The organism is Pseudomonas sp. microsymbiont 2, assembly GCF_054788395.1.
Genome location: NZ_CM139112.1, coordinates 4,132,103 through 4,158,761, shown reverse-complemented (window position 1 = coordinate 4,158,761; position 26,659 = coordinate 4,132,103). Strand labels below are relative to the sequence as shown.

Sequence of the window (26,659 nt, the reverse complement as noted above, 5' to 3'; positions counted from 1 at the left end):
GCGCTAGCTATTTAGTAAAGAGGCGGCAGCATTGTCTACGGGTAATTTGGATTTCGAACAGTTCCGGGTCTTCCTGGAGAAAGCCTGTGGCATCCTGCTGGGCGAGAATAAGCAGTACCTGGTCTCCAGCCGTCTCAACAAGCTGATGGAACAGCAGGGCATCAAGTCGCTCGGCGAGCTGGTGCAGCGTATCCAGACCCAGCCGCGCGGCGGGTTGCGGGAGCAGGTGGTCGATGCCATGACCACCAACGAGACGCTGTGGTTCCGCGATACCTATCCCTTCGAAGTGCTCAAGAGCAAGGTGATTCCGGAGTTCATCAGGAACAACCCAGGGCAGCGTCTGCGCATCTGGTCGGCGGCCTGTTCGTCGGGGCAGGAGCCCTATTCGCTCTCCATGGCCATCGACGAGTTCGAGCGCAGCAATCTCGGGCAGTTGAAGATGGGGGCGCAGATCGTGGCCACCGACCTGTCCGGCGCCATGCTGAACAACTGCAAGACGGGCGAGTACGACAGCCTGGCCATCGCGCGCGGTCTGTCGCAGGAGCGCCTGCAGCGCTACTTCGATCCCAAGGGGCCAGGGCGCTGGGCGGTCAAGTCGCCGATCCGCAGTCGGGTCGAGTTCCGTTCCTACAACCTGCTCGACAGCTATGCGCCGCTGGGCAAGTTCGACATCGTGTTCTGTCGCAACGTGCTGATCTACTTCTCGGCCCAGGTCAAGAAGGACATCCTGATGCGTATTCACGGCACGCTCAAGCCGGGTGGCTACCTGTTCCTGGGGGCGTCCGAGGCGCTCAACGGCTTGCCGGATCACTACCAGATGGTTCAGTGCAGCCCGGGGATCATCTACCAGGCCAAGTGAAGCAGGCCAAAGGGCCGGTATCGCGAGATACCGGCCCTTTTCGTTTGCCTGTACCGGATTTTTCGCGGGGTAAGCCCGCTTCTGCAGGATTACGCAAAATCTCAAGCTAACGCTTTGCCTGTGGGAGCGGGCTCGCCCGCGAAAGAGGCAGCGCGATCCTCGCCTGAGACAGTGACGTCAATTTTTTGTTTTGCCGCTTTTGCCGCCCGGCAATTGCCGCTTTCCCTTCGTCGGGCGGAAACGGTTTGCCGCTTTTCTGGCATCGCTTTCCAGGTATCCCGTGCTCAGACCCAGCATTCATGGGCTTTGCGTGGCTTGGCACAGCCCTTGCTATACCTTCGCCAACGACATTCACGGTCGACCTTCGAAGGTTTCCCCGACATGAGCATCAGTTTCGACAAGGCGCTTGGCATCCACGAAAAGGCACTGGGCTTCCGCGCCCAGCGCGCCGAGGTGCTGGCCAACAACATCGCCAACGCCGACACGCCCAACTACAAGGCGCGCGACATGGATTTCTCGTCGGTGCTCGCCGCCGAGGCCGACAAGCAGCAGAACGGGCGCATTGCCCTCGAGCGCACCAACAACCGTCATATCGAGGCCCAGGGCCTGGCGATGGCCGACGACACGCTGCAGTACCGCACGCCCATGCAGCCGTCCATCGACCAGAACACCGTCGATGCGCAGATCGAGCAATCGAACTACACGGAAAACGCGGTTGGCTTCCAGGCCAGCTTCACCCTGCTCAACAGTAAATTCAAAGGGCTGGTATCGGCCCTGCGTGGAGAGTGACCATGTCCCTTGCCAGTGTCTTCAATATCGCCGGTAGCGGCATGAGCGCGCAGAACACGCGCCTGAACACCGTCGCCTCGAACATCGCCAACGCCGAGACGGTCTCGTCGAGCATCGACCAGACCTACCGCGCCCGCCACCCAGTGTTCGCCACCACCTTCCAGCAGGCCCAGGCCGGCGCCGGCCAGTCGCTGTTCGAGGACCAGGGTGAAGCGGGGCAGGGCGTGCAGGTCAAGGGCATCATCGAGGACCAGAGCAATCTCGAGGCCCGTTACGAGCCTAACCATCCGGCGGCGAACAAGGACGGCTACGTCTACTACCCGAACGTCAACGTGGTCGAGGAGATGGCCGACATGATCTCCGCCAGCCGCGCGTTCCAGACCAACGCCGAGCTGATGAACACCGCCAAGAACATGATGCAGAAAGTGCTGACCCTGGGTCAGTAAGCAGGGATCCGTAATGACTACCACCAATACTGATACCAAGGTCAACAGTAGCTACCTGGAGTCGCTGCAGAAGCCTGCCAGCAAGAACAACGCCAGCACCGGCCAGGCCGGCAGCGCGCTGGGCAAGGATGCGTTCCTGCAGTTGCTGGTGACGCAGATGAAGAACCAGAACCCGCTCGATCCGCAGGACAACGGCGAGTTCGTCGCGCAGCTGGCGCAGTTCAGCAGCCTCGAGGGTATCCAGTCGCTGAAGGAGTCGGTGGACGGCATCCTCACCGGCATCGGTTCGTCCCAGGCGCTGCAGGCCACTTCGCTGGTTGGCCGCTCGGTGATCGTGGCGAGCGACAAGGCGGTGGTCGACACCACCAAGAGCTTCAGTGGCCAGGTTGTGCTGTCGTCGAACATCACCGAGGGCAAGGTCACCATCAAGGACAAGGATGGCAAGGTGGTCAAGACCATCGACCTGGGCGCGCAGAAGGCCGGTAACGCCGACTTCATCTGGGACGGCAAAAACGACAAGGGTGAGGTGGTCGAGCCGGGCACCTATACCTTCAGCGCCGAAACCAAGGTCGACGGCAAGACCAAGACCCTGGCCACCCTGCTGCCGGCCAAGGTCAACAGTGTCAGCTTCCAGAACGGCAGCGAGATGATGCTCGACCTGGCCGGTATCGGCAAAGTCGGCATCTCCAAAGTCACCACGATCGGAATTTAACGCCGCAGAATCGGCACAAGGAGCGAGTACATGTCTTTCAATATCGGCCTTAGCGGTCTCTACGCGGCGAACAAATCCCTGAACGTCACCGGCAATAACATTGCCAACGTCGCCACCACCGGCTTCAAGGCGTCGCGCGCCGAGTTCGGTGATCAGTACTCCCAGTCCATCCGTGGTACCGCCGGCGGCAAGACTCAGGTGGGCAGCGGCGTGAAGACCATGGCGGTCTCGCAGATGTTCAATCCGGGCAACATCAATGGCACCGGCCAGGCGCTGGACATGGCCATCGATGGCAACGGCTTCTTCGCCCTGAACGACAACGGCTCGCGCATCTACACCCGTTCCGGCGCGTTCTACAGCGACAAGGAAGGCTACGTGGTCAATGCCAACGGCGCCAACCTGCAGGGTTACGCGGTGGACGACAGCGGCAAGGTCATCCCGGGCGTGCTGACCGACCTGAAGATCGACACCTCGAACCTGGCGCCGCGGCCGACCGGTCGCATTTCCGAAACCGTCAACCTGAACTCCAGTGCCGACCAGCCGAAGGTGACGCCGTTCGATCCGACCAACGTCAACAGCTACAACTACACCTTCAATACCCCGGTCTACGACAGCCAGGGTAACGAGCACCAGATGAACCAGTACTTCGTCAAGGATGCCGGCACCAACTCCTGGACCATGTACACCACCATCGGTGGCCGCAACCCGGCCGACCCGACCCTGAGCACGCCGCTGGTGAACAAGCTGCCGTTCACCTCTGGAGGGCAGCTGAATACCGCCGCGATGGCTGCCGGCCCGGTCACGGGTGGCCTGACCATCGGTGCCGACAAGACCTTCCAGCTGGCCAACTGGGTGCCGGCCGAGAAGAACGCCGCGGGCAACTGGGTAAGCAACGGCGCCACCGCGCGCGCAGGTGGCGTGACCCTGGACATGCTGGCGACCACCCAGTACAACGCGGCTTCGGCCACTACCGCCAAGGATCAGGATGGCTACGCCACCGGTGAGCTCGCCGGCCTGACCGTCGATCAGAGCGGCAACATGTTCGCCAACTTCACCAATGGTCAGAACAAGGTGATCGGCCAGGTGGTGGTCGCCAACTTCGCCAACCTGCAGGGGCTGACCCCGGTCGGCGCCACTGCCTGGAAGGAATCCTATGCCTCTGGCGTGGCGATCATCGGCGAGCCGGACACCGGCACGCTGGGTCGCATCGCCGGCAGTTCCCTGGAAGACTCCAACGTCGACCTGACCGGTGAACTGGTCAACCTGATCAAGGCGCAGAGCAACTACCAGGCCAACGCCAAGACCATTTCCACCGAAAGCACCATCATGCAGACCATCATCCAGATGACCTGATGAGCGTGGCGTGATCGAGCCCCTGCTTGCAGGGGCTTTTTCACATCTGGCAGAGGAGGTTGATGTCATGCGCAAGTCGATGCTCGTGGTGGCTGGCGCGCTGTTGATCGCGCTGTCGCTGCAGGCCGCGCCAGCGCCCTGGTACCAGTGGCAAAGCCTGGCGACCGGGCGCTACATGTGCTCGGCCAACGACCCGGGAGAGGGCTGGAAGCGTCATTCCGGGCCCTACAGCAATGGCGCCTGCCGGGCCAACTGACGGGCGCTTGCCGCCTGCGGCAAACATTCGCCGACAAACTGACGCTCGATGCCTGTTGGCACCCCTGGAAGTCCCGTATTAAAGGGGTTCTATCAGTTTGGTTCGATAATTGCTTTGACCTTGTCAACGACAGCGCGACAAGGTGCACGTAGAGGAGATGCTGTGGACAAGATGCTTTATGTGGCCATGACCGGCGCCAGCCAGAACGCGCTGGCGCAGAAGGCCCATGCCAACAACCTGGCGAACGTTTCCACCCATGGCTTCCAGCGTGATCTGGAGCAGGCGCGTTCGATGCCGGTGTTCGGCGACAGCTTTCCGGCGCGCGCCTTCGCCATGACCGAGCGCCCGGCCACCGACTTCAGTGAAGGCGCCCTGGTCGAGACCGGTCGTGAACTGGATGTGGCCGTGAGCGGCAAGGGCTTCATCGCCGTGCAGGCGCCCGATGGCAGCGAAGCCTATGTGCGCACCGGCAGCCTGAACATCGATGCCCTCGGTGTGCTGCGCGCCGGCAATGGCATGCCGGTGATCGGCAATGGCGGCCCGATCGCCATTCCGCCCGAGCAGAAGGTCGAGGTCGGTGACGACGGCACCATCAGCATTCGCGCCATGGGCGAGGACCCTCGGGTGATGGCCGAGGTCGACCGCATCAAGCTGGTCAACCCTGACATCAAGGGCCTGAACAAGGGGCCGGACGGCATGATCCGCACCACCAGCGGCCAGCCCGCCGACGCCGACGTCAATGTTCGCGTGGTCTCGGGTTTCCTGGAGTCGAGCAACGTCAACGCCGTCGAGGAAATGACCTCGGTGCTGGCGCTGTCCCGTCAGTTCGAACTGCACGTCAAGATGATGAACGCGGCCAAGGAAGGCGATGAAGCCATGGCGCGCGTCTTGCAAATCGGCTAACCACATTTGAACGGGTGCCATAAAACAGGCGCACGAGGAGAACACTAAATGCTTCCGGCTCTTTGGGTCGCTAAAACCGGCCTGTCCGCTCAGGACACCAACCTCGCGGTCATCTCCAACAACCTGGCCAACGTCTCGACCACCGGCTTCAAGCGTGATCGCGCCGAGTTCCAGGACCTGCTGTACCAGATCAAACGTCAGCCTGGCGCGCAGTCGACCCAGGACAGCGAACTGCCTTCGGGCCTGCAGGTCGGTACCGGCGTGCGCATCGTCGGCACCCAGAAAAGCTTCATCGCCGGCAGCCTGCAGACCACCGAGAACCCGCTGGACATGGCGGTCAACGGTCGCGGCTTCTTCCAGATCCTGCAACCCGATGGCACCGTGTCGTACACCCGTGACGGCACCTTCCACCTGAACTCCGATGGCCAGATCGTCACCGCCAACGGTTTCTCGCTGGAGCCGGCCATCGTCGTGCCGCCGGACGCGCAGACCTTCACCGTCGGCAAGGACGGCACCGTGTCGATCACCACCGTGGGCAACCCGGCCGCGCAGGTCATCGGCAATATCCAGACCGCCGACTTCATCAACCCGGCCGGCCTGCAGGCCATCGGCGGCAACCTGTTCCTCGAGACCGCCGCCAGTGGCGCGCCGCAGGTCGGCACCCCGGGCCTGAACGGTTTCGGCACCACCGAGCAGCAGACCCTGGAAGCCTCCAACGTCAGCACCGTCGAAGAGCTGGTGAACATGATCACCACCCAGCGCGCCTACGAGATGAACTCCAAGGTCATCTCCGCCGCCGACAAAATGCTGTCGTTCGTCACCCAGCAGCTGTAAGCCCCGACGGCCCGCCGAGCGCGGGCCGCTGACCCATCGCTCGCTGTTGCAGCGTCTGTTTCACCGTGAGGTAAGTGTCATGAAGCGTCTGTTGTCCGTTTTCGCCCTTGGGGGGGCGGTGTCGCTGGCCGGTTGCGTCGCGCCGACGCCCAAGCCCAACGACCCGTACTATGCGCCGGTCCTGCCGCGCACCCCGTTGCCGGCGGCGGCCAACAACGGCTCGATCTACCAGGCCGGTTTCGAGCAGGGCCTGTATACCGACCGCAAGGCGTTCCGGGTCGGTGACATCATCACCATCACCCTCAACGAGCGTACCTCGGCGAGCAAGAACGCCGGCTCGCAGATCCAGAAGAACAGCAAGGCGGACATCGGCCTGACCTCGCTGTTCGGCACCGTGCCGAACACCAACAACCCCCTGGGCAGTGGCGATCTCACCCTCGAGGCCGGCTACAGCGGCGACCGCAGCACCAAGGGCGACAGCAAGGCCACCCAGGGCAACACCCTGACCGGTTCGATCACCGTCACCGTGGCCGAAGTGCTGCCCAACGGCATCATCGCCGTGCGCGGCGAGAAGTGGATGACCCTGAACACCGGCGAAGAGCTGGTGCGCATCGCCGGCCTGGTGCGCGCCGACGATATCGCCACCGACAACACCGTGCCGTCCACCCGCGTGGCCGACGCGCGCATCACCTATTCGGGCACCGGCTCGTTCGCCGACGCCAGTCAGCCCGGTTGGCTCGACCGCTTCTTCATCAGCCCGCTCTGGCCCTTCTGAGTACGGATGACCATGTTCAACGCTAGGCGGTTGATTGCCGCGACACTTCTCCTGACCTGTGCGTTCGCCGCCCACGCCGAGCGCTTGAAGGACATCGCCAGCATTTCTGGCGTGCGCACCAACCAGCTGATCGGCTACGGCCTGGTGGTGGGCCTGAACGGTACCGGTGACCAGACCACCCAGACGCCGTTCACCCTGCAGACCTTCAACAACATGCTCTCGCAGTTCGGCATCAAGGTGCCGGCAGGCTCCGGCAACGTGCAGCTGAAGAACGTCGCGGCAGTGTCGGTGCACGCCGACCTGCCGGCGTTCGCCAAGCCCGGCCAGGTGGTGGATATCACCGTGTCGTCGATCGGCAACTCCAAGAGCCTGCGCGGCGGCAGCCTGCTGATGACGCCGCTCAAGGGTATCGACGGCAACGTCTACGCCATCGCCCAGGGCAACCTGGTGGTCGGTGGCTTCGACGCCGAAGGCCGCGATGGCTCGAAGATCACCGTCAACGTCCCGTCGGCCGGCCGCATTCCAGGCGGCGCGACAGTGGAGCGCGCGGTGCCGAGCGGGTTCAACCAGGGCAACAGCCTGACCCTCAACCTCAATCGCCCGGACTTCACCACCGCCAAGCGCATCGTCGACAAGGTCAACGAGCTGCTCGGTCCGGGCGTGGCCCAGGCCCTCGACGGTGGCTCGGTGCGGGTCACCGCGCCGATGGATCCGAGCCAGCGCGTGGACTACCTGTCGATCCTGGAGAACCTCGAGATCGATCCGGGCCAGGCCGTGGCCAAGGTCATCATCAACTCGCGCACCGGCACCATCGTCATCGGCCAGAACGTCAAGGTCTCGCCGGCGGCGGTCACCCACGGCAGCTTGACCGTGACCATCACCGAAGACCCGATCGTCAGCCAGCCGGGGCCGTTCTCCAATGGCCAGACCGCGGTGGTGCCGCGCTCGCGGGTCAATGCCGAGCAGGAGGCCAAGCCGATGTTCAAGTTCGGTCCGGGCACCACGCTGGATGAGATCGTCCGCGCGGTGAACCAGGTCGGCGCGGCGCCGGGCGACTTGATGGCGATCCTCGAAGCCCTGAAGCAGGCCGGCGCGTTGCAGGCCGACCTGATCGTGATCTGAGGACGTCGCGGATGAACCCGAAAAGCCTGGTTTCCGGAGTTGCCGACAGCGGCTCCTACACCGACCTCAATCGCCTGAGTTCGCTCAAGCATGGCGACCGCGACAGCGAGGGCAACATCCGCAAGGTGGCCCAGGAATTCGAGTCGCTGTTCGTCAGCGAAATGCTCAAGGCGTCGCGCAAGGCCACCGACGTGATGGCCGACGAAGACAGCCCGATGAACAGCGACACGGTCAAGCAGTACCGCGACATGTACGACCAGCAGCTGGCGGTGAGCATGTCCCGCCAGGGCGGTGGCATCGGTCTGCAGGACGTGCTGGTGCGTCAGTTGAGCAAGACCAGGCACAGCGTCAATAACAGCCCGTTCCCGCGTACCGACGGGGCGGCGCCGGTGTTGTGGGGCAATCGCGTCGACGCCCCGGCGCATGCCGAGCAGGCCGGTGTCGCGCGCAACGATGTCGCGGCGCTCAATTCCCGGCGCCTGGCCCTGCCGGGCAAGCTGACCGATCGTCTGCTGGCAGGCATCGTGCCGTCCGCCGCTGGCGGCGATGGCGCCACCGCCAATCGCAACGCTCCATCGCTCGCCGGCGTGGCCCGGGGCGACTGGCAGCCGGCGCAGACCTTCGCCGCGCCGCGCGAGGGCATGCGCATCCTCGGTCGGGCCGTGGCCCAGCCGCCGTTGGCGCCGAACAAGGCGTTCAGCGACAGTGACGCCTTCGTTGCCACCATGCTGCCGATGGCCGAGCAGGCGGCCAAGCGCATCGGTATCGATCCGCGCTACCTGGTGGCCCAGGCCGCTCTGGAAACCGGCTGGGGCAAGTCGGTCATGCGCAACGCCGACGGCAGCAGCAGCCACAACCTGTTCGGCATCAAGGCCAGCGGCAGCTGGCAGGGTGGTGAGGCGCGGGCGATCACCAGCGAGTTTCGCGATGGTCAGTTCGTCAAGGAAACGGCGGCGTTCCGTTCCTACGATTCGTACCAGGACAGCTTCCACGATCTGGTCAGCCTGTTGCAGAACAACGGTCGCTATAAAGATGCGGTCGGTGCCGCCGATAACCCGGAACAGTTTGCACGCGAGCTGCAGAAGGCTGGCTACGCCACCGACCCGGACTATGCCCGCAAGATCATCAGCATTGCCCGACAGCTGCAGCCCGCCCAGGAATACGCCATGGCCGGCACTACCACGAATCTATAAGGATTGAAGCATGTCTAACCTGATCTCGATCGGGCTGTCCGGCCTGAATGCCAGCCAGACGGCGCTGTCCATCACCGGTAACAACATCGCCAACGCGGCGGTCTCCGGTTACTCGCGCCAGCAGACCATCCAGACCACCGGGCCGTCGCACCAGATCGGCGCTGGTTTCGTCGGCACGGGCACCACGCTGTCGGACGTGCGACGCATCTACAACGCTTATCTGGACAACCAGCTGCAGACGGCGACTTCGCTCAATACCGACGCGGCGGCGTTCCAGGATCAAATCACCGGTATCGACAAGCTGCTGGCCGAAAGCGACACCGGCATCAGCTCGGTGCTGACCGCATTCTTTTCGGCCCTGCAGACCGCTTCGGCCAAGCCCAGCGATGTGGCGTCGCGGCAGCTGCTGCTGACCCAGGCGCAGACCCTGAGCAACCGTTTCAATGCCATCTCCGCCCAGATGAGCAAGCAGAACGATGGCATCAACAGCCAGCTCGACACGTTGTCGGGCCAGGTCAACAAGCTGACCTCGAGCATTGCCGACCTCAACAAGCAGATCACCCAGCTGTCGGCGTCCGGCGCCTCGCCGAACAACCTGCTGGACGCGCGCAGCGAAGCGGTGCGCCAGCTCAACGAGCTGGTCGGCGTCACCGTGCAGGAGCGCGACGGCAACTACGACGTGTACCTGGGCAACGGTCAGTCGCTGGTCACCGGCAACCGCGCCAACACCCTCAGCGCCGTGCCGAGCACCGCCGACAAGAGCCAGTACAGCCTGCAGATCAACTACCAGGACTTCTCCTCGGACGTCACCTCGGTGATCACTGGCGGGCAGATCGGTGGCCTGCTGCGCTACCGCAATGATGTGCTCAACCCGTCGATGAACGAGCTGGGGCGTGTCGCCCTGGTGGTGGCCGACAGCATCAACAGCCAGCTGGGGCAGGGGCTCGACGCCAATGGCCAGTTCGGCAGCGCGCTGTTCTCCAGCATCAACAGCGCCGCGGCGATCAGCCAGCGCAGCCTGGCGTCCTCGGCCAACAGCGCCGGCTCCGGCAACCTGGACGTGACCATCGCCAACAGCGGCGCGCTCACCACCTACGACTACGAAGTCAAGTTCACCGGCCCCAACCAATACAGCGTGCGCCGTTCCGATGGCACCGACATGGGCAACTTCGACCTGACCACCACGCCGCCACCGGTGATCGATGGTTTCACCCTCAAGCTCAATGGCGGTGGCCTGGCGGCGGGCGACAGCTTCAAGGTGAGCCCGACCCGTGCGGCGGCCGGCTCCATCAATACCGTGCTCACCGATGCCAACAAGCTGGCCTTCGCCGGGCCGATCAATGGCACGGTCGGCAGTGGCAATACCGGGACCGGCACCATCACCCCACCGAACCTGGGCGCCAAGCTGAATATCTACGGCGGCGCCGACACCGCGTTGATCCAGGACTCGATGAAGCACTCGATGCCGGTGCGCGTGGTGTTCCAGGCCGCCAGCGGCGGTACCCAGGGCTATACCCTGTACGACTCCAAGGGCAACTCCATCGGCACCGGCAGCATCGTGCCTGGCCAGGAAAACAAGCTGTCGATCAATGTGCCGATGCGTGACGCCAGTGGCGCGCCGATCCTCGATGGCAGCGGCAATCCGCGCACCTTCAGCGTGGAGACTACCGTCGGTGGCAGCCCGGCGCTCAACGACAGCTTCACCTTCGCCTTCAACGTCGACGGCAAGTCCGACAACCGCAACGCCCAGGCGCTGCTCGGCTTGCAGACCAAGTCCACGGTCGGCGTGAACTCCGGTGGTGGTTCCAGTTTCACCTCCGCCTATGCCTCGCTGGTCGAGCGCGTCGGCGCCAAGGCCAACCAGGCCAAGATCGACACGGTGGCGACCAAGGCCGTGCTCGATTCGGCCAAGGAAAGCCGCAACGGGGTTTCCGGTGTCAACCTGGACGATGAGGCGGCCAACCTGATCAAGTTCCAGCACTACTACACCGCGTCGTCGCAGATCATCAAGGCGGCGCAAGAAACCTTCAGCATCCTGATCAACGCTTTGTAAGGAGTAGCCATCGTGCGTATTTCCACCGCTCAGTTCTATGAGTCGAGCGCCAGCAGCTACACCAAGAACTTCGCCGACCTGATGAAGACCAAGACCCAGATCGACAGCGGCGTGCGCATCCAGACCGCCGCCGACGATCCGGTCGGTGCCGCGCGCCTGCTGCTGCTGCAACAACAGCAGGGCCTGCTCAAGCAGTACGACAGCAACATGACCACGGTGAACAACTCGCTGCTGCAGGAAGAGAGCGTGCTGTCGACCATCAACGAGGCCATGCAGCGCGCCAGCGAGCTGGCGATTCGCGCCGGCAGCGCCGGTGTCACCGATGCCGACCGCACCTCCATCAGCGCCGAACTCAAGGAGATCGAGGCCAACATCTTCGGCCTGCTCAACTCGCGCGATGCCAATGGCGACTACATGTTCGGCGGCACCAAGACTTCGTCGCCACCCTATGTGCGCAACGCCGACGGCACGTACAGCTATCACGGCGACCAGACCCAGCTGAGCCTGCAGGTGTCCGACACCCTGCACCTGGCGACCAACGACACCGGCTTCAGCATTTTCGATTCGGCCAAGAACAAGAGCCGCACCGAATCCACCCTGGTCGCGCCGCCGGTCGACGATGGACGCGTCGCGCTGTCGCCGGGCCTGCTGACGTCGAGCAACACCTACAGCAACAGCTTCACGGCCGGCCAGCCGTACAAGATCACCTTCACCAGCGCCACCCAGTTCACCGTGACCGATGCCAGCGGTAACGACATCACCGCCGAAACCGCCACCAACGGCAAGTTCGACAGCAAGACCGAAGGCGGCAACCGCATCGCGCTGCGTGGGGTCGAGTTCGAGGTCAACGTGTCGCTGAAGGAAGGCGATGACCCGGACGCCGCCGTGGCGGGGCATGCATTCACCGTGCAGTCGCGTCCGGACACGCTGACCACCACCCGTGGCGCCGGCAACCCGTCCAGTGCCCAGGTCACCGGCAGCGCCGTGACCAACGAGGCGGCCTACCGCAGCACCTTCCCGAGCAATGGCGCGGTGATCAAGTTCACCGGGGCCAACACCTACGAGTTCTATGCCCAGCCGTTGACCGCCGACAGCAAGCCGGTGGCCAGTGGCACCTTCACCGCGCCGGCCCTGACCGTGGCGGGTGTCACCTACCAGGTATCGGGTGCGCCGCAGGCCGGTGACCAGTTCTCGGTGGCCGCCAACAACCACCAGAACCAGAACGTGCTGGAGACGCTCGGCCAGCTGCGTGCCGCCCTGGATGCGCCGCCCGGCACCGAAGGCAACAACCTGGCGATCAAGAACGCGGTCGCCTCGGCCATCGCCAACCTGAGCAGCGCGCGCGAGCAGGTGGACATCACCCGTGGCTCGATCGGTGCGCGGGGCAACTCGCTCGACATCCAGCGCCAGGAAAACACCAGCCTGACCACGGCCAACAAGATCACCCAGGACGCCATCGGCAACACCGACATGGCCGATGCCTCGATCATGCTGACCCTGCAGCAGGCCATGCTCGAGGCCTCGCAACTGGCGTTCTCGCGCATTTCGCAGCTGAGCCTGTTCAACAAGCTCTGATCCCCTGCGTCTGAAAAGCCCCGGTCAGCACTGCGCTACCGGGGCTTTTTCATGTCCGCTGCGCGTGCCTGCGACGGCTTTCGCGATAAATGAGTGTGACCAATGGGTCAAAACGCGCATCTTCCCTGTATTCTATGCGGCAGCTGTTGCAGCATTTTGTTACCGGTGTGGACGTGACGGGCCTGATGTCGGCCTGTCCAGGGTCGCAGTGGCCTTGACCCGGTAGTTGGCGCCCTCAATTCATCGAGCGGCGGTCTTTGGCTGTTTTCATTGGGAAGCCAGAATGATTGGCATCAAAAGCATCGCGAGTTACGTGCCCACCGCTGGCCTGGACAACTACGTCCAGGGTGCGAAGTTCGGCAAGGACGAAGAGTTCATGTTCGGCAAGATCGGCGCCTCCTTCCTGCCGCGCAAGGCCGAGGAGCAAGAGACTTCCGACCTGTGCGTCGAGGCGGCGCGGGCGTTGTTCGCCAACAACCCCGAGCTCGATCCGCAATCGATCGACGTGCTGATCGTGGTCACCCAGAACGGTGACGAAGAGGGCCTGCCGCACACCGCGGCCATCGTCCAGAACAAGCTGGGGCTGTCCACGCGCGTGGCGGCCTTCGACGTGTCGCTGGGCTGCTCCGGCTATGTGTATGGCCTGTACGCGATCAAGGGCTTCATGCAGGCGGCGGGGTTGAAGAATGGCCTGCTGATCACCGCCGACCCGTACTCGAAGATCGTCGACCCGGAAGACCGCAACACCACCATGCTGTTCGGTGACGCCGCCACGGCCACCTGGATGGGCGAGGACGCGGTATGGCAGTTGGGCGAGGCGCGTTTCGGCACCGACGGCTCGGGTGCCGAGCACCTGAAGGTCAGCGATGGCACCTTCTTCATGAACGGTCGCCAGGTGTTCAACTTCGCCCTGGTCAAGGTGCCGGCGCACTTGCACGAGCTGCTCGAAGCCAGTGGCCTGCAGTCGTCGGATATCGACGCCTTCTGCATCCACCAGGGCAGTGCGGCCATCGTCGACGCCGTGGCTCGCCGTTTCGAGGAGCAGCACCCGGAGAAGTTCGTCAAGGACATGCTCGAGACTGGCAATACCGTCTCCTCCAGCGTGCCGCTGCTGCTGCAGAAGCATATGTTCGACAGCAGCTGGAAGCGCGTGGCCATCAGCGGCTTCGGCGTGGGGCTGTCGTGGGGCTCGGCAATCCTGTATCGCGACTGACCACGAGCCTGATCGAAAGAACGCCTGGCGCAGCCCGCCAGGCGTTTTTTTATGCCTGGGATTTGCAGATCGCTCAGCCCTTTGGGTCGCGCTGTCGTGGCTGGAGTGGCGTTCGCGGGCAAGCCCCCTCCCAGGGGTGCCCTGTCGCATTCAAGATCCGGGAGGAGGGGCGGGCCGCCCTTGCATCGATAACCCCCTGATTTCGTGGGGGTGGCGGGGTGATGGCATTTTTTTTTCGAAAATGCCCTCAAGCAACCCACGCAAACGACGATAACCATTACGAAGGTTCTCTAGGCCATACCCGGCGGATGCCAGGGCCGGAAGCCGCAGCACCCATCCAACGAGGATTTCGTCATGGCTTTAACTGTAAACACCAACATTGCTTCGGTTACTACTCAGGTCAACCTGAACAAGGCCAGCAACGCCCAGACTACTTCCATGCAGCGCCTGTCTTCCGGCCTGCGCATCAACAGCGCCAAAGACGACGCTGCCGGCCTGCAGATCGCCAACCGTCTGACCAGCCAGATCAACGGCCTGGGCCAGGCAGTCAAGAACGCCAACGACGGTATCTCGATCGCCCAGACCGCCGAAGGCGCGATGCAGGCTTCGACCGACATCCTGCAGAAAATGCGTACCCTGGCCCTGTCCTCGGCCACTGGCTCCCTGAGCGCCGACGACCGTAAGTCGAACAACGACGAATACCAGGCTCTGACTTCCGAGCTGAACCGTATTGCGCAAACCACTACCTTCGGTGGCCAGAAACTGCTGGACGGCTCCTACGGTACCAAGGCCATCCAGGTCGGCGCCAACGCCAACGAAACCATCAACCTGAGCCTGGAAAACGTTGCTGCCAGCAACATCGGTTCCCAGCAGATCAAGAGCATCACTGCTGCTCCTAAGCTGACCGGCCTGACTGGCGGTGCCATCGATGTCACCGGTAACGGCGAAAGCAAGTCTTACACCGTTGCTGCTGGCGCTTCCGCCAAGGATATCGCCAAGGGCCTGAACGGTCTGATCGGTGGCCTGACCGCCTCGGCCAGCACCGACGTTCGCTTCACTGTCGATGACACCGCTGCTGCTGCTACCCCTGCTACCTTCACTATGAAGGTAGGTACCCAGAGCGTGAACTTTGTTGGTGTAACCAGCACTGCCAACCTGGCTGATCAGTTGAAGTCCAACGCTGCCAAACTGGGCATCAGCGTCAACTACGACGAGACCAACCGCGCCCTGTCGATCAAGTCGGATACCGGCGAGAACGTTCAGTTCTCCGGTGTTACTAATGGTGGATCTGTCCAGGTCGCGAGCAAGGGTGCTGATGGCACCTATAGCACCGATGCTGTCGTTGCCGATACCTTGGTTGCGACCGGTGCAGTCTCCCTGGACTCGGCCAAAGGCTACTCGCTGACTGGTGCGGGCGTAGCTGAGATCTTCGGTACTTCCACCACTTCGGTTAAGACTTCTGTTGCCCAAACTGACGTCACCGACGCCACCAAGGCTCAAAACGCCCTGGCCGTTATCGACAAGGCCATCGGTTCCATCGACAGCGTCCGTTCGGGCCTGGGTGCTACCCAGAACCGTCTGACCACCACCGTCGACAACCTGCAGAACATCCAGAAGAACTCCACCGCTGCCCGCTCCACCGTGCAGGACGTGGACTTCGCTTCGGAAACCGCAGAGCTGACCAAGCAGCAGACCCTGCAGCAGGCTTCGACTGCGATCCTGTCGCAGGCCAACCAGCTGCCATCCTCGGTCCTGAAACTGCTCCAGTAATTCAGGCGCCTGAGTGAAAGGTGGAAGGGCGCGTTTACGTGCCCTTTCACCTTTTTGACATGAGGAGTTCCAAGCATGGACATGAGTGTCAAGCTGAACCAGGTATACCCCTCGATGGCGCCGCAGGCGGTGTCGGTCGCCAAGGATCCGGTCGTGCCTGCCAAGGTGCAGGAGGCCGCGGCCCCTGACGATCAGGCGCACACGCGCGAGGACCTGGAGAAGGCGGTTGGCGAGATCCGCGATTTCGTCCAGTCGAGCCAGCGCAAGCTGGATTTCTCCATCGATGATTCCACCGGCCAGGTCGTGGTCAAGGTGATCGCCACCGAGTCCGGTGACGTGATCCGCCAGATCCCGTCGGAAACCGCGTTGAAGCTTGCACAAAGCCTCAGCGAAGCCGGCAGCCTGCTGTTCGACGGCAAGGCCTAGGCTGGCATGATTTTTGTTGCTGTCGGGCATTTGATGAACGTATTCGTCAAGGACCCGGCGGCTACTGAACAAGGAGAGCAATGATGGCAGGTACAACAGTCAGCGGTATCGGATCGGGCATCGATACCCAGGCGATTGTGAAGTCCCTGGTGGACGCGCAGAAGGCGCCGAAGCAGGCACAGATCAATACCCAGACACTGAAGGCAACCACCACGTTGTCCTCTATCGGCAAGATCCAGGCGGCGTTGGATGCCTTCCGTGGCGCCTTGACCAGCATGACCAACGACAACAGCTTCGGCGGTCTGGCCCTGAAATCCTCGGATGAAAAGGTTGCGACCATCACCGCCGGGGCCGGGGCAGCCAATGGTTCGTTCGCCCTGCAGGTGGAGCAACTGGCGTCGGCGTCCAAGCTCTCCACCAAGGTATACGCCGGTGGGGCGAATAGCGTGGTCAATGCCGGTACTTCCGCGACCACGTTGACCATCACCCAGAATGGCAAGGCCCATGACGTGAGCATTCCCCCAGGGGCCACGTTGCAGCAGGTGCGTGAGGCGATCAACAGCCAGTTCGGGACTGCGGGGCTGAGCGCCAACGTTCTGACCGACGCCTCGGGTTCGCGTCTGGTGATCACATCCAACAAGATGGGCGTGGGGTCCGATATCACCTTGTCGGGTAACTCCGGCATTGATACTGGCTACACCGTCGTGGAGAAGCCTCAGAATGCCAAGTACACGCTCGATGGCATCTCCATGGAGTCCAAGAGCAACGACATCAGTGATGCGGTCAGTGGCTTGAACATCAAGCTGGTCGGGGTTTCCGCCAAGGAAAAGGACAGCAACGACCTCGTCAAGACCACGCTGTCGCTGACCACCAGCACCACCGCGCTGAAGTCGGGCCTGAAGGGGTTCATCGATACCTACAACGCGCTGATGAAGGTCGTCAACGCCGAAACCCGAGTGACCAAGAACGCCGATGGCTCCATGACGCCGGCGGCGCTCACCGGTGATGCCTCGATGCGTGCCTTGATGTCCTCGATCCGCGAAGAGATGAACGCGCTGTCCGGCAATGGCACGTTGAAGTCGCTCGCCGCATTCGGCGTCAGCACTTCCCAGGACGGTGGCCTGTTGACCCTGGACGACAAGAAGTGGGACAAGGCGGCCGCCACCAACGCAGCTGACCTGACCAGTATCTTCAACGGCAAGGATGGCCTGCTGGCGCGTCTGCAGACTGCGACCGAGCCGTATGCCAAGGCTTCCACCGGCACCCTCGCCGAACGCTCCAAGGCCCTGTCCGAGAGCCTGACCAAGCTCAAGACCGAGCAGGACACCCTGGATACCCGCATGGAAGCCCTGCGCATCAGCCTGCAGGACAAGTACAACAGCATGGACACCCTGGTCACCCAGCTGCGTCAGCAGCAGAACAACGTGCTGGGCACGCTCAACGCGCTGAACAACGCCAAGAGCGACAAATAATCCGTGAACGCCGCGTGAAGTCCGGGCATCATGCCCGGCTTCATGTCATCGACCGGTAAAGTTTTTTGCCTCCGGCCCGATACAGGGACTATCGAACCTTCCGTTTTTGCCCGTCACGAGGTCGCAAGATGAACCCCATGAGAGCCCTTCGTCAGTACCAGAAGGTCAATTCCCATGCCCAGATTTCCGAAGCAACGCCCCATCGTCTGGTGCAGATGCTGATGGAGGGTGGGCTCGATCGCATGGCCCAGGCCAAAGGTGCGCTGGCCCGTGGCGACATCGCCGAGAAAGGCCTGATGCTGGGCAAGGCCATCGATATCATCATCGGCCTGAACGACGGTCTCGATGCGCAGAAGAGCGCAGACCCGGCCTACATCGAGCAGCTGTCGAGTCTCTACGCCTACATGACCAACCGTCTGATGCAGGCCAACATCGACAACGACCCGGCGATCATCGACGAGGTCGCCCAGTTGCTGATCACCGTCAAGAGCGGCTGGGACGCGATCGCCGAAGCGCAGCAGCCCGGCTGAGCCGGCAAGGAGAGCAAGGTGAACAGCGAGCTGCAACGATTCGACGAAACCCGCGACGCGCTGCTCGAGGCGCTGGGCGCGCGCGACTGGGAGGCCATCGGCCGGCTCGACGAAACCTGCCGTGGCTGCATCGATGCCATGGTCAATGCCCCGACGCTGGACGAAGCGCTGGTTCGCGAGCGTCTGGAAGGCTTGCTGGCGCTGTACGGCGAGCTGGTCAGCGTGACCACCGGCGAGCGCCAGGCAATTGCCGATGAGATGACCCAGATCAATCAAGCAAAGAATGCTTCGAAGGTTTACCATTTGTTCAGTTAAGATGCACCGCACTGAGCAAAAGGCGCCATAAATTTGACTGTGCAGGCCTTTTTGACTTAACTAGTGGCTGTTTTCGAAATTCAGACGTCCGAACACTGACCATTCAGTCGGAATGATGTCGTGCACGCCCTCCGGGCGCCGATATGACTAGGGAAGTTGCTATTGCATGTGGCGTGAAACCAAGATTCTCCTGATCGATGACGACAGCGAACGCCGCCGCGATCTGGCGGTGGTCCTGAATTTTCTCGGCGAAGAAAACCTTTCTTGCTCCAGCCAGGACTGGCAGCAGGTGGTCGAAGGTTTGCCTTCCAGCCGTGAAGTGCTGTGCGTCCTGATCGGGACTGTGAATGCTCCGGCCAGTGTGCTGGGGCTGCTTAAGACAGTGGCTGGGTGGGACGAGTTCCTTCCGGTGCTGCTTCTGGGTGAAATTTCTTCCGCGGAGTTCCCCGAGGACCTGCGTCGCCGTGTGCTCTCCAACCTCGAGATGCCGCCGAGCTACAGCCAGCTGCTCGATTCGCTGCACCGTGCCCAGGTCTACCGCGAGATGTATGACCAGGCCCGCGAGCGCGGTCGCCAGCGCGAGCCCAACCTGTTCCGCAGCCTGGTGGGCACCAGCCGTGCCATCCAGCATGTGCGGCAGATGATGCAGCAGGTGGCCGATACCGACGCCAGCGTGCTGATCCTGGGTGAGTCGGGCACCGGCAAGGAAGTGGTGGCGCGCAACCTGCACTACCACTCCAAGCGTCGCGAGGCGCCGTTCGTGCCGGTCAACTGTGGCGCCATTCCGGCGGAGCTGCTCGAGAGCGAGCTGTTCGGTCACGAGAAGGGCGCGTTCACCGGCGCGATCACCAGCCGTGCCGGGCGTTTCGAACTGGCCAACGGCGGCACCCTGTTCCTCGACGAGATCGGCGACATGCCGTTGCCGATGCAGGTCAAGCTGCTGCGCGTGCTGCAGGAGCGCACCTTCGAGCGGGTCGGCAGCAACAAGACCCAGAGCATTGATGTGCGCATCATCGCTGCGACGCACAAGAACCTGGAGAGCATGATCGAGGAAGGCACCTTCCGCGAAGACCTCTACTATCGGCTCAATGTCTTCCCCATCGAGATGGCCCCGCTGCGCGAGCGCGTCGAGGACATCCCGCTGCTGATGAACGAGCTGATCTCGCGCATGGAGCACGAGAAGCGCGGTTCGATCCGCTTCAATTCGGCGTCGATCATGTCGCTGTGCCGGCATGGCTGGCCGGGCAACGTCCGTGAGCTGGCCAACCTGGTGGAGCGCATGGCGATCATGCATCCCTACGGGGTGATCGGCGTGGCGGAGCTGCCGAAGAAGTTCCGCTACGTGGACGATGAGGACGAGCAGCTGGTCGACAGCCTGCGCTCCGACCTCGAGGAGCGCGTGGCGATCAACGGGCATGCGCCGAACTTCGCCAGCCACGCCATGCTGCCGCCGGAAGGCCTGGACCTGAAGGACTACCTCGGTAGCCTGGAGCAGGGCTTGATCCAGCAGGCGCTGGACGATGCCAATGGCATCGTCGCCCGTGCCGCCGAGCGCCTGCGCATCCGCCGCACCACCTTGGTGGAGAAGATGCGCAAGTACGGCATGAGTCGCCAGGGCGGCGACGAGCAGGCTGACGACTGACTGCCTGGGCAACTTCACAGCGCCGGCAGGTCCGTACCGCAGATACATGCTGTGGTCGGGCCTGCCGGCGATGACGTTGTAAGGCCCGTTCCTTTCAAGGTGTTCGCCGTTAGAGTTGCAGCGCCTATCAGATCGAGCGCCGCCCGCGCGGCGCATCGCGACGCAAGGCCGCTCCTACATTTGTTTCGGGCCAGTCTCTCCTGTGCCATTACCTGGTCCGCCTTGTTGGCTCGACACAATTCCAGCGTGGGCGTTGCTGCCGCCCCACATGACTCAAGGCATGCGCCAAGGCGGGCAGCGGTACTTTCACAGGACTCATTGGCCCGAAACAAATGTAGGAGCGGTCTTGCGTCGCGATGCGCCGCGCGGGCGGCGCTCGATCTGATAGGCGCAAAAATACTGTCGGCGGACACCTCGAGGCCCTACCCGATCAAGAGCCCTTGCCCCAAGGTCCTTGAGAAGGGCATGGCTTTAAACCCCCATCTCCGGCACGGCTATTGCTACACCGCTGGCAACATACCGTTTTTATGACGGTCAGCCATGCGAGAGAGCACGATGCCCCAGGCCGCCCACAGTTCCCATGCCCCCGATCCGCGCGCGCACGTCCCGCTCGAGCAGGAAAGCCGGCAGGGTCTTGAGCAGGCGTTCGCCCTGTTCGATCAGGTTTCCTCCCAGCTCAGCCAGTCCTACAACATGCTCGAGGCCCGCGTCAGCGAGCTCAAGGGCGAGCTGGCGGTGGTCAGTGCCCAGCGCATGGCCGAGCTGGACGAGAAGGAGCGCCTGGCCAACCGCCTGCAGAACCTGCTGGACCTGCTGCCAGGCGGGGTGATCGTGATCGATGTCGAGGGCTATGTGCGCGAGGCCAACCCGGCGGCCTGCCAGCTGCTTGGCGAGCCGCTGGTCGGGCTGCTCTGGCGTCAGGTGATCGCCCGCAGCTTCGCGCCACGCGAGGACGACGGCCATGAGGTCTCCCTGCGCGACGGGCGGCGCCTGTCGATCGCCACCTGCTCCCTGGACGCGGAACCTGGCCAGTTGGTACTGCTCAACGACCTGACCGAAACCCGGCGCCTGCAGGACCAGCTGGCGCGGCACGAGCGGCTGTCTTCGCTGGGGCGCATGGTCGCCTCGCTGGCCCACCAGATTCGTACGCCGCTGTCGGCCGCCATGCTCTATGCCAGCCACCTGGCCGATTCCGCGCAGGCATTGCCCGAGCAAACCCGGCAGCGCTTCGCCGGCAACCTCAAGGAGCGACTGCACGAGCTTGAGCACCAGGTTCGCGACATGCTGGTGTTCGCCCGTGGCGAGTTGCCGCTCAATGACCGGATCACCCCCAAGGCGTTGTTCCAGGCGTTGCAGCAGGCGGCCCAGGCGCACGTCCAGGGGCACGCGGTGCGCTGGCAGTGCGACACGCACCTGGGTGAGCTGCTGTGCAATCGCGACACCCTGGTGGGGGCGTTGCTCAACCTTGTCGAGAACGCCTTGCAGGCCAGTGGCGAGTCGGCGCGTCTGAAAGTTCACCTGCTGCGCCGTGGGGATGCCTTGCATCTGTGTGTCAGCGACGCCGGTAGCGGCATCGACGCGCAGTTGCTGGCGCGCCTGGGTGAACCTTTCCTCACCACCAAGGCCACGGGCACGGGCCTGGGATTGGCCGTGGTGCAGGCGGTGGTGCGCGCGCACCGGGGCACGTTGCGCGTGCGTTCGAAGGTCGGGCGTGGTACCTGCGTGACGGTGGTGCTGCCGCTGATCGGCGGTGCGGGGGAGGGCGAGCGATGAGCGTCAAGGTGCTGTTGGTCGAGGATGATCGCGTGCTGCGCCAGGCGCTGGCCGATACCCTGGAGATCGGCGGTTTCGCCCACCGTGCCGTCGCCAGCGCCGAGGAGGCGCTGCACGCGGTGACCGAGGAGGCATTCGGCCTGGTGGTCAGTGACGTGAATATGCCGGGCATGGATGGTCACCAACTGCTTGGCCAGTTGCGTCGTCAGCATCCCCAGTTGCCCGTGTTGCTGATGACCGCGCACGCGGCGGTCGAGCGGGCGGTGGACGCCATGCGCCAGGGAGCCGTCGATTACCTGGTCAAGCCGTTCGAGCCCAAGGCCCTGCTCAGCCTGGTGGCGCGTCATGGCGCCGGCAGTGGCGCGCTGGCCGAGGATGAGGGGCCGGTTGCCTGCGAGCCGGCCAGCCGGCAGCTGCTCGAACTGGCGGCACGGGTCGCGCGCAGCGACTCCACCGTGCTCATTTCCGGAGAGTCGGGGACTGGCAAGGAAGTGCTGGCGCGCTATATCCACCAACAATCGCCGCGGGCCGAGCAGGCGTTCGTCGCGATCAACTGCGCGGCGATCCCCGACAACATGCTCGAGGCAACGCTGTTCGGCCACGAAAAGGGCGCCTTCACCGGCGCCATCGCCGCCCAGGCGGGCAAGTTCGAGCAGGCGGACGGCGGTACCTTGCTGCTGGATGAGATTTCCGAAATGCCGCTGGGTCTTCAGGCCAAGCTGCTGCGTGTGTTGCAGGAGCGCGAAGTGGAGCGTGTCGGTGGGCGCAAGCCGGTCGCCCTGGATATCCGCGTGCTCGCCACCACCAACCGCGACCTCGCGGCCGAGGTGGCCGCGGGGCGTTTCCGCGAAGACCTGTACTACCGTCTTTCGGTGTTCCCCATGGCGTGGCGTGCCTTGCGCGAGCGTCCCGCCGATATCCTGCCGCTAGCCGAGCGCCTGCTGGCGCGCCATGTGGCGAAGATGCGCCATGCGCAGGTCCGGCTGTCCGCCGATGCGCGCGCCTGCCTGCTGGCCCATGCCTGGCCCGGCAACGTGCGCGAGCTGGATAACGCCCTGCAGCGGGCGCTGATCCTGCAGCAGGGCGGCGTGATCGAAGCGGCGGATTTCTGTCTGGCGGGCGCCATTCCCTTGTCGGTACCGAGCGTGGCCATCACTGAGCCATCAGTGTTGGGCGCGGTCGCTGAAGCCGGAGGCCTGGGCGATGACATGCGTCGCCACGAGTTCCAGATGATCATCGACACCCTGCGCGCCGAGCGTGGGCGGCGCAAGGAAGCCGCCGAACGCCTTGGCATCAGCCCGCGTACCCTGCGCTACAAGCTTGCGCAGATGCGCGACGCCGGGCTCGATGTGGAAGCCAGCCTGTTTGGCTGACACACCCTTGTGAATGTTTGTCGGGCTGGCTGGCACTTCTCTTGCTAGCTCCAGCCTATCCGCCGCATGAGTGTCAAAAAAATGCGGCCGCCGGAGAGAGAAGTCCATGACCCAAGGTGTTGAATTCAATCGTCTGATGCTGGACATGCGGGCCATGCAGGCCGAGGCCATGTCCCAGCCCAAGCTGGCTGCCGCGCCCGAGCTGGCGCCAGGGCAGAGCAGCTTCGCCGACATGCTCGGCCAGGCCATCGGCAAGGTGCACGAGACGCAGCAGGCGTCCAGTCAGCTGGCCAACGCCTTCGAGATCGGCAAGAGCGGCGTCGACCTGACCGATGTGATGATCGCCTCGCAGAAAGCCTCGGTGTCGTTCCAGGCCCTGACCCAGGTGCGCAACAAGCTGGTACAGGCGTACCAGGACATCATGCAGATGCCGGTTTAAGGGCGAGAGTTGAGTCATGGCCGAAGCAGTCGTCGATAACGCCCCCGCCAAGAGTGGCCCGCCAGCCGCCAAGCCGCCGCTGTTCGGCATGGCGTTCCTGGAAAACATTTCGCAGATGCCCATGCTGCGTCAGGTCGGCCTGCTGGTCGGTCTGGCCGCCAGCGTGGCCATCGGCTTCGCCGTGGTGCTCTGGTCGCAGCAACCCGACTACCGGCCGTTGTACGGCAGCCTGGCAGGCATGGACACCAAGCAAGTGGTGGACGCGCTGACCGCGGCCGATATTCCCTATCGCGTGGAGCCGAACTCCGGCGCCCTGCTGGTCAAGGCCGACGACCTCTCCCGCGCGCGCCTGAAGCTGGCGGCCGCCGGCGTGGCGCCGAGCGATGGCAACGTCGGTTTCGAACTGCTGGACAAGGACCAGGGCCTGGGCACCAGCCAGTTCATGGAAGCCACCCGCTACCGCCGCGGCCTGGAAGGCGAACTGGCGCGCACCGTGTCGAGCCTGAACAACGTCAAGGCCGCCCGCGTGCACCTGGCGATCCCGAAAAGCTCGGTGTTCGTGCGCGACGAGCGCAAGCCCAGCGCCTCGGTGCTGGTCGAACTGTACCCGGGCCGCAGCCTGGAAGCCGGCCAGGTCATGGCCATCGTCAACCTGGTGGCCACCAGCGTCCCGGAGCTGGACAAGTCCCAGGTGACCGTGGTCGACCAGAAGGGCAATCTGCTGTCCGATCAGCTGCAGGACACCGCCCTGACCATGGCCGGCAAGCAGTTCGACTACAGCCGTCGCATGGAAGGCATGCTCACCCAGCGCGTGCACAATATCCTGCAGCCGGTGCTGGGCAACGACCGCTACAAGGCCGAGGTGTCGGCCGACGTCGACTTCAGCGCCGTGGAGTCCACCTCCGAGCAGTTCAATCCCGACCAGCCGGCGCTGCGCAGCGAGCAGTCGGTCAACGAACAGCGTGCCAGCAGCAGCGGCCCACAGGGGGTTCCCGGCGCGCTGAGCAACCAGCCGCCGGCCGGTGCCGCCGCGCCTGAAAACGCCCGTGCCGCCGCCACGCCGGCTGGCGCCATCCAGCCAGGCCAGCCGCTGCTCGATGCCAACGGCCAGCAGATCATGGACCCGGCCACAGGCCAGCCGATGCTGGCGCCGTATCCGAGCGACAAGCGTCAGCAGAGCACCAAGAACTTCGAGCTGGACCGCTCCATCAGTCATACCCGCCAACAGCAGGGGCGCCTGACTCGCCTGTCGGTCGCCGTGGTGGTGGACGACCAGGTCAAGCTCGACGCAGCCACCGGCGAGACGACCCGGGCCCCCTGGGGCGCCGAGGATCTGGCGCGCTTTACCCGTCTGGTCCAGGACGCGGTGGGCTTCGATGCCAGCCGTGGCGACAGTGTCACCGTGATCAACGTGCCGTTCGCCGCCGACCGGGGCGACGAGCTGGCCGACATTCCGTTCTACTCGCAGCCGTGGTTCTGGGACATCGTCAAGCAAGTGCTGGGCGTACTGTTCATCCTGGTGCTGGTGTTCGGTGTGCTGCGTCCGGTGCTCAACAACATCACTGGTGGCGGCAAGCAGGCTGCCACGGACAGCGACATGGAACTGGGCGGCATGATCGGTCTGGATGGCGAACTGGCCAACGACCGCGTCAGCCTGGGTGGCCCGACAAGCATTCTGCTGCCAAGCCCCAGCGAGGGTTACGAGGCGCAGCTCAACGCAATCAAGGGCCTGGTGGCCGAAGACCCGGGCCGCGTGGCCCAGGTCGTGAAAGAGTGGATCAACGCCGATGAGTGACAATCGAGCCCTTACCGCCAAGCTCAGCCGCGTCGACAAGGCGGCGATCCTCCTGCTCTCGCTCGGCGAGACCGATGCCGCGCAGGTCCTGCGTCACATGGGGCCCAAGGAAGTGCAGCGGGTCGGCGTGGCCATGGCGCAGATGGGCAACGTGCATCGCGAGCAGGTCGAGCAGGTGATGAGCGAGTTCGTCGAGATCGTCGGCGACCAGACCAGCCTGGGCGTCGGCTCCGACGGCTACATTCGCAAGATGCTCAACCAGGCCCTCGGCGAGGACAAGGCCAACGGCCTGATCGACCGCATCCTGCTCGGTGGCAACACCAGCGGCCTGGACAGCCTCAAGTGGATGGAGCCGCGCGCCGTGGCCGATGTCATCCGCTACGAGCACCCACAGATCCAGGCCATCGTGGTCGCCTACCTCGACCCCGACCAGGCCGGCGAGGTGCTGAGCAACTTCGACCACAAGGTGCGCCTGGACATCGTCCTGCGCGTCTCGTCGCTCAATACCGTGCAGCCCGCGGCACTCAAGGAACTCAACCAGATCCTCGAGAAGCAGTTCTCGGGCAACTCCAACGCCGCGCGCACCACGCTGGGCGGCATCAAGCGCGCCGCCGACATCATGAACTTCCTCGACAGCTCGGTGGAAGGCGCGCTGATGGATGCGATCCGCGAGATCGACAGCGACCTGTCCGAGCAGATCGAAGACTTGATGTTCGTCTTCAACAACCTGGCCGACGTCGACGACCGTGGCATCCAGGCGCTGCTGCGCGAGGTGTCCTCCGACGTGCTGGTGGTGTCGCTCAAGGGCGCCGACGAGAAGGTCAAGGACAAGATCTTCAAGAACATGTCCAAGCGTGCCTCCGAACTGCTGCGCGACGACCTGGAGGCCAAGGGGCCGGTACGGGTCAGCGACGTGGAGACGGCGCAGAAGGAAATCCTCACCATTGCCCGACGCATGGCCGAGGCCGGCGAGATCGTGCTCGGTGGCAAGGGTGCCGAGGAAATGATTTAAGCGGCAAGTCTCAAGCGGCAAGCGACAAG

Annotated in this window: 25 protein-coding genes; all 25 read left to right on the top strand. The window is 63.7% G+C overall.

Features of this window, described 5'->3' with window-relative positions:
- Positions 1-31 precede the first annotated feature (31 nt).
- The 25 genes from cheR (at position 32) to fliG (ending at position 26,630) form a co-directional block, all read left to right on the top strand.
- Entirely contained in the window at positions 32-859 is an 828-nt protein-coding gene (gene cheR, locus ACYUME_RS18645; RefSeq protein WP_279882108.1) for a protein-glutamate O-methyltransferase CheR, read from the top strand.
- A gap of 381 nt (positions 860-1,240) precedes the next feature.
- Complete coding sequence (gene flgB / locus ACYUME_RS18640) at positions 1,241-1,648, top strand: flagellar basal body rod protein FlgB (protein WP_279804665.1); 408 nt, start codon at positions 1,241-1,243, stop codon at positions 1,646-1,648.
- 2 nt (positions 1,649-1,650) lie between these two features.
- Positions 1,651-2,094: a flagellar basal body rod protein FlgC gene (gene flgC / locus ACYUME_RS18635; RefSeq protein ID WP_104445064.1), complete on the top strand. Its 444-nt coding sequence runs from the start codon at positions 1,651-1,653 to the stop codon at positions 2,092-2,094.
- A gap of 13 nt (positions 2,095-2,107) precedes the next feature.
- Positions 2,108-2,806, top strand: coding sequence for a flagellar hook assembly protein FlgD (gene flgD / locus ACYUME_RS18630; RefSeq protein WP_460416231.1), 699 nt, complete (start codon positions 2,108-2,110; stop codon positions 2,804-2,806).
- A gap of 30 nt (positions 2,807-2,836) precedes the next feature.
- On the top strand, positions 2,837-4,159 hold the full coding sequence (flgE, locus tag ACYUME_RS18625; RefSeq protein WP_279882104.1) for a flagellar hook protein FlgE: 1,323 nt from the start codon (positions 2,837-2,839) through the stop codon (positions 4,157-4,159).
- A 67-nt stretch (positions 4,160-4,226) separates the two neighbouring features.
- Positions 4,227-4,415: a hypothetical protein gene (locus tag ACYUME_RS18620; protein WP_460419463.1), complete on the top strand. Its 189-nt coding sequence runs from the start codon at positions 4,227-4,229 to the stop codon at positions 4,413-4,415.
- A gap of 162 nt (positions 4,416-4,577) precedes the next feature.
- Positions 4,578-5,318, top strand: coding sequence for a flagellar basal-body rod protein FlgF (gene flgF / locus ACYUME_RS18615; protein WP_460416229.1), 741 nt, complete (start codon positions 4,578-4,580; stop codon positions 5,316-5,318).
- Positions 5,319-5,366: 48 nt separating this feature from the next.
- Positions 5,367-6,152 carry a flagellar basal-body rod protein FlgG gene (gene flgG, locus ACYUME_RS18610; RefSeq protein WP_279882098.1) on the top strand — a complete coding sequence of 262 codons (786 nt, stop codon included), beginning with the start codon at positions 5,367-5,369 and terminating at the stop codon, positions 6,150-6,152.
- Positions 6,153-6,231: 79 nt separating this feature from the next.
- The gene (flgH, locus tag ACYUME_RS18605; protein WP_279882097.1) at positions 6,232-6,927 is read left to right on the top strand and encodes a flagellar basal body L-ring protein FlgH; all 696 of its coding nucleotides are present in this window, start codon (positions 6,232-6,234) and stop codon (positions 6,925-6,927) included.
- Positions 6,928-6,939: 12 nt separating this feature from the next.
- A complete protein-coding gene (locus tag ACYUME_RS18600) occupies positions 6,940-8,049 on the top strand; it encodes a flagellar basal body P-ring protein FlgI (RefSeq protein WP_460419391.1) in 1,110 nt (369 codons plus the stop codon).
- An 11-nt stretch (positions 8,050-8,060) separates the two neighbouring features.
- Positions 8,061-9,242: a flagellar assembly peptidoglycan hydrolase FlgJ gene (gene flgJ / locus ACYUME_RS18595; protein ID WP_460416226.1), complete on the top strand. Its 1,182-nt coding sequence runs from the start codon at positions 8,061-8,063 to the stop codon at positions 9,240-9,242.
- A 10-nt stretch (positions 9,243-9,252) separates the two neighbouring features.
- Positions 9,253-11,295 carry a flagellar hook-associated protein FlgK gene (gene flgK / locus ACYUME_RS18590; RefSeq protein WP_460416224.1) on the top strand — a complete coding sequence of 681 codons (2,043 nt, stop codon included), beginning with the start codon at positions 9,253-9,255 and terminating at the stop codon, positions 11,293-11,295.
- Positions 11,296-11,307: 12 nt separating this feature from the next.
- Positions 11,308-12,870, top strand: coding sequence for a flagellar hook-associated protein 3 (locus tag ACYUME_RS18585; protein ID WP_279882089.1), 1,563 nt, complete (start codon positions 11,308-11,310; stop codon positions 12,868-12,870).
- A gap of 283 nt (positions 12,871-13,153) precedes the next feature.
- Positions 13,154-14,083 carry a ketoacyl-ACP synthase III gene (locus ACYUME_RS18580; protein WP_460416222.1) on the top strand — a complete coding sequence of 310 codons (930 nt, stop codon included), beginning with the start codon at positions 13,154-13,156 and terminating at the stop codon, positions 14,081-14,083.
- Between the two features lie 354 nt (positions 14,084-14,437).
- Positions 14,438-15,853 (top strand): flagellin N-terminal helical domain-containing protein, encoded by a 1,416-nt coding sequence (locus tag ACYUME_RS18575; RefSeq protein WP_460416220.1) that lies wholly within the window; start codon positions 14,438-14,440, stop codon positions 15,851-15,853.
- A gap of 75 nt (positions 15,854-15,928) precedes the next feature.
- Positions 15,929-16,279 carry a flagellar protein FlaG gene (locus ACYUME_RS18570; RefSeq protein WP_279882080.1) on the top strand — a complete coding sequence of 117 codons (351 nt, stop codon included), beginning with the start codon at positions 15,929-15,931 and terminating at the stop codon, positions 16,277-16,279.
- A gap of 83 nt (positions 16,280-16,362) precedes the next feature.
- Complete coding sequence (gene fliD / locus ACYUME_RS18565; RefSeq protein ID WP_460416218.1) at positions 16,363-17,751, top strand: flagellar filament capping protein FliD; 1,389 nt, start codon at positions 16,363-16,365, stop codon at positions 17,749-17,751.
- 128 nt (positions 17,752-17,879) lie between these two features.
- A complete protein-coding gene (gene fliS, locus ACYUME_RS18560; protein ID WP_279882075.1) occupies positions 17,880-18,281 on the top strand; it encodes a flagellar export chaperone FliS in 402 nt (133 codons plus the stop codon).
- A gap of 18 nt (positions 18,282-18,299) precedes the next feature.
- On the top strand, positions 18,300-18,596 hold the full coding sequence (locus ACYUME_RS18555; RefSeq protein WP_279882072.1) for a flagellar protein FliT: 297 nt from the start codon (positions 18,300-18,302) through the stop codon (positions 18,594-18,596).
- 166 nt (positions 18,597-18,762) lie between these two features.
- On the top strand, positions 18,763-20,238 hold the full coding sequence (gene fleQ / locus ACYUME_RS18550; RefSeq protein ID WP_460416215.1) for a transcriptional regulator FleQ: 1,476 nt from the start codon (positions 18,763-18,765) through the stop codon (positions 20,236-20,238).
- A gap of 555 nt (positions 20,239-20,793) precedes the next feature.
- Positions 20,794-22,011, top strand: a complete 1,218-nt coding sequence (locus ACYUME_RS18545; protein ID WP_460416213.1) for a sensor histidine kinase — start codon at positions 20,794-20,796, stop codon at positions 22,009-22,011.
- Complete coding sequence (locus ACYUME_RS18540; protein WP_460416212.1) at positions 22,008-23,384, top strand: sigma-54-dependent transcriptional regulator; 1,377 nt, start codon at positions 22,008-22,010, stop codon at positions 23,382-23,384. Before ACYUME_RS18545 ends, ACYUME_RS18540 begins: the two co-directional genes overlap by 4 nt.
- A gap of 106 nt (positions 23,385-23,490) precedes the next feature.
- A complete protein-coding gene (gene fliE, locus ACYUME_RS18535; RefSeq protein WP_279882063.1) occupies positions 23,491-23,823 on the top strand; it encodes a flagellar hook-basal body complex protein FliE in 333 nt (110 codons plus the stop codon).
- 16 nt (positions 23,824-23,839) lie between these two features.
- On the top strand, positions 23,840-25,618 hold the full coding sequence (fliF, locus tag ACYUME_RS18530) for a flagellar basal-body MS-ring/collar protein FliF (protein ID WP_460416211.1): 1,779 nt from the start codon (positions 23,840-23,842) through the stop codon (positions 25,616-25,618).
- Entirely contained in the window at positions 25,611-26,630 is a 1,020-nt protein-coding gene (fliG, locus tag ACYUME_RS18525; protein ID WP_279882059.1) for a flagellar motor switch protein FliG, read from the top strand. The genes fliF and fliG overlap by 8 nt, the downstream gene beginning before the upstream one ends.
- Positions 26,631-26,659: the final 29 nt, after the last annotated feature.

Bases quoted from the DNA above. Each gene is read 5' to 3' on its own strand.
- flgG (WP_279882098.1), top strand. From the start codon at position 5,367: ATGCTTCCGGCTCTTTGGGTCGCTAAAACCGGCCTGTCCGCTCAGGAC.
- ACYUME_RS18580 (WP_460416222.1), top strand. From the start codon at position 13,154: ATGATTGGCATCAAAAGCATCGCGAGTTACGTGCCCACCGCTGGCCTG.
- flgB (WP_279804665.1), top strand. From the start codon at position 1,241: ATGAGCATCAGTTTCGACAAGGCGCTTGGCATCCACGAAAAGGCACTG.
- ACYUME_RS18540 (WP_460416212.1), top strand. From the start codon at position 22,008: ATGAGCGTCAAGGTGCTGTTGGTCGAGGATGATCGCGTGCTGCGCCAG.
- fliF (WP_460416211.1), top strand. From the start codon at position 23,840: ATGGCCGAAGCAGTCGTCGATAACGCCCCCGCCAAGAGTGGCCCGCCA.
- ACYUME_RS18600 (WP_460419391.1), top strand. From the start codon at position 6,940: ATGTTCAACGCTAGGCGGTTGATTGCCGCGACACTTCTCCTGACCTGT.
- flgE (WP_279882104.1), top strand. From the start codon at position 2,837: ATGTCTTTCAATATCGGCCTTAGCGGTCTCTACGCGGCGAACAAATCC.
- flgK (WP_460416224.1), top strand. From the start codon at position 9,253: ATGTCTAACCTGATCTCGATCGGGCTGTCCGGCCTGAATGCCAGCCAG.
- ACYUME_RS18620 (WP_460419463.1), top strand. From the start codon at position 4,227: ATGCGCAAGTCGATGCTCGTGGTGGCTGGCGCGCTGTTGATCGCGCTG.
- flgC (WP_104445064.1), top strand. From the start codon at position 1,651: ATGTCCCTTGCCAGTGTCTTCAATATCGCCGGTAGCGGCATGAGCGCG.
- ACYUME_RS18575 (WP_460416220.1), top strand. From the start codon at position 14,438: ATGGCTTTAACTGTAAACACCAACATTGCTTCGGTTACTACTCAGGTC.
- fleQ (WP_460416215.1), top strand. From the start codon at position 18,763: ATGTGGCGTGAAACCAAGATTCTCCTGATCGATGACGACAGCGAACGC.
- flgH (WP_279882097.1), top strand. From the start codon at position 6,232: ATGAAGCGTCTGTTGTCCGTTTTCGCCCTTGGGGGGGCGGTGTCGCTG.
- ACYUME_RS18545 (WP_460416213.1), top strand. From the start codon at position 20,794: ATGCCCCAGGCCGCCCACAGTTCCCATGCCCCCGATCCGCGCGCGCAC.
- fliG (WP_279882059.1), top strand. From the start codon at position 25,611: ATGAGTGACAATCGAGCCCTTACCGCCAAGCTCAGCCGCGTCGACAAG.
- flgJ (WP_460416226.1), top strand. From the start codon at position 8,061: ATGAACCCGAAAAGCCTGGTTTCCGGAGTTGCCGACAGCGGCTCCTAC.
- ACYUME_RS18570 (WP_279882080.1), top strand. From the start codon at position 15,929: ATGGACATGAGTGTCAAGCTGAACCAGGTATACCCCTCGATGGCGCCG.
- fliD (WP_460416218.1), top strand. From the start codon at position 16,363: ATGGCAGGTACAACAGTCAGCGGTATCGGATCGGGCATCGATACCCAG.
- flgD (WP_460416231.1), top strand. From the start codon at position 2,108: ATGACTACCACCAATACTGATACCAAGGTCAACAGTAGCTACCTGGAG.
- fliE (WP_279882063.1), top strand. From the start codon at position 23,491: ATGACCCAAGGTGTTGAATTCAATCGTCTGATGCTGGACATGCGGGCC.
- fliS (WP_279882075.1), top strand. From the start codon at position 17,880: ATGAACCCCATGAGAGCCCTTCGTCAGTACCAGAAGGTCAATTCCCAT.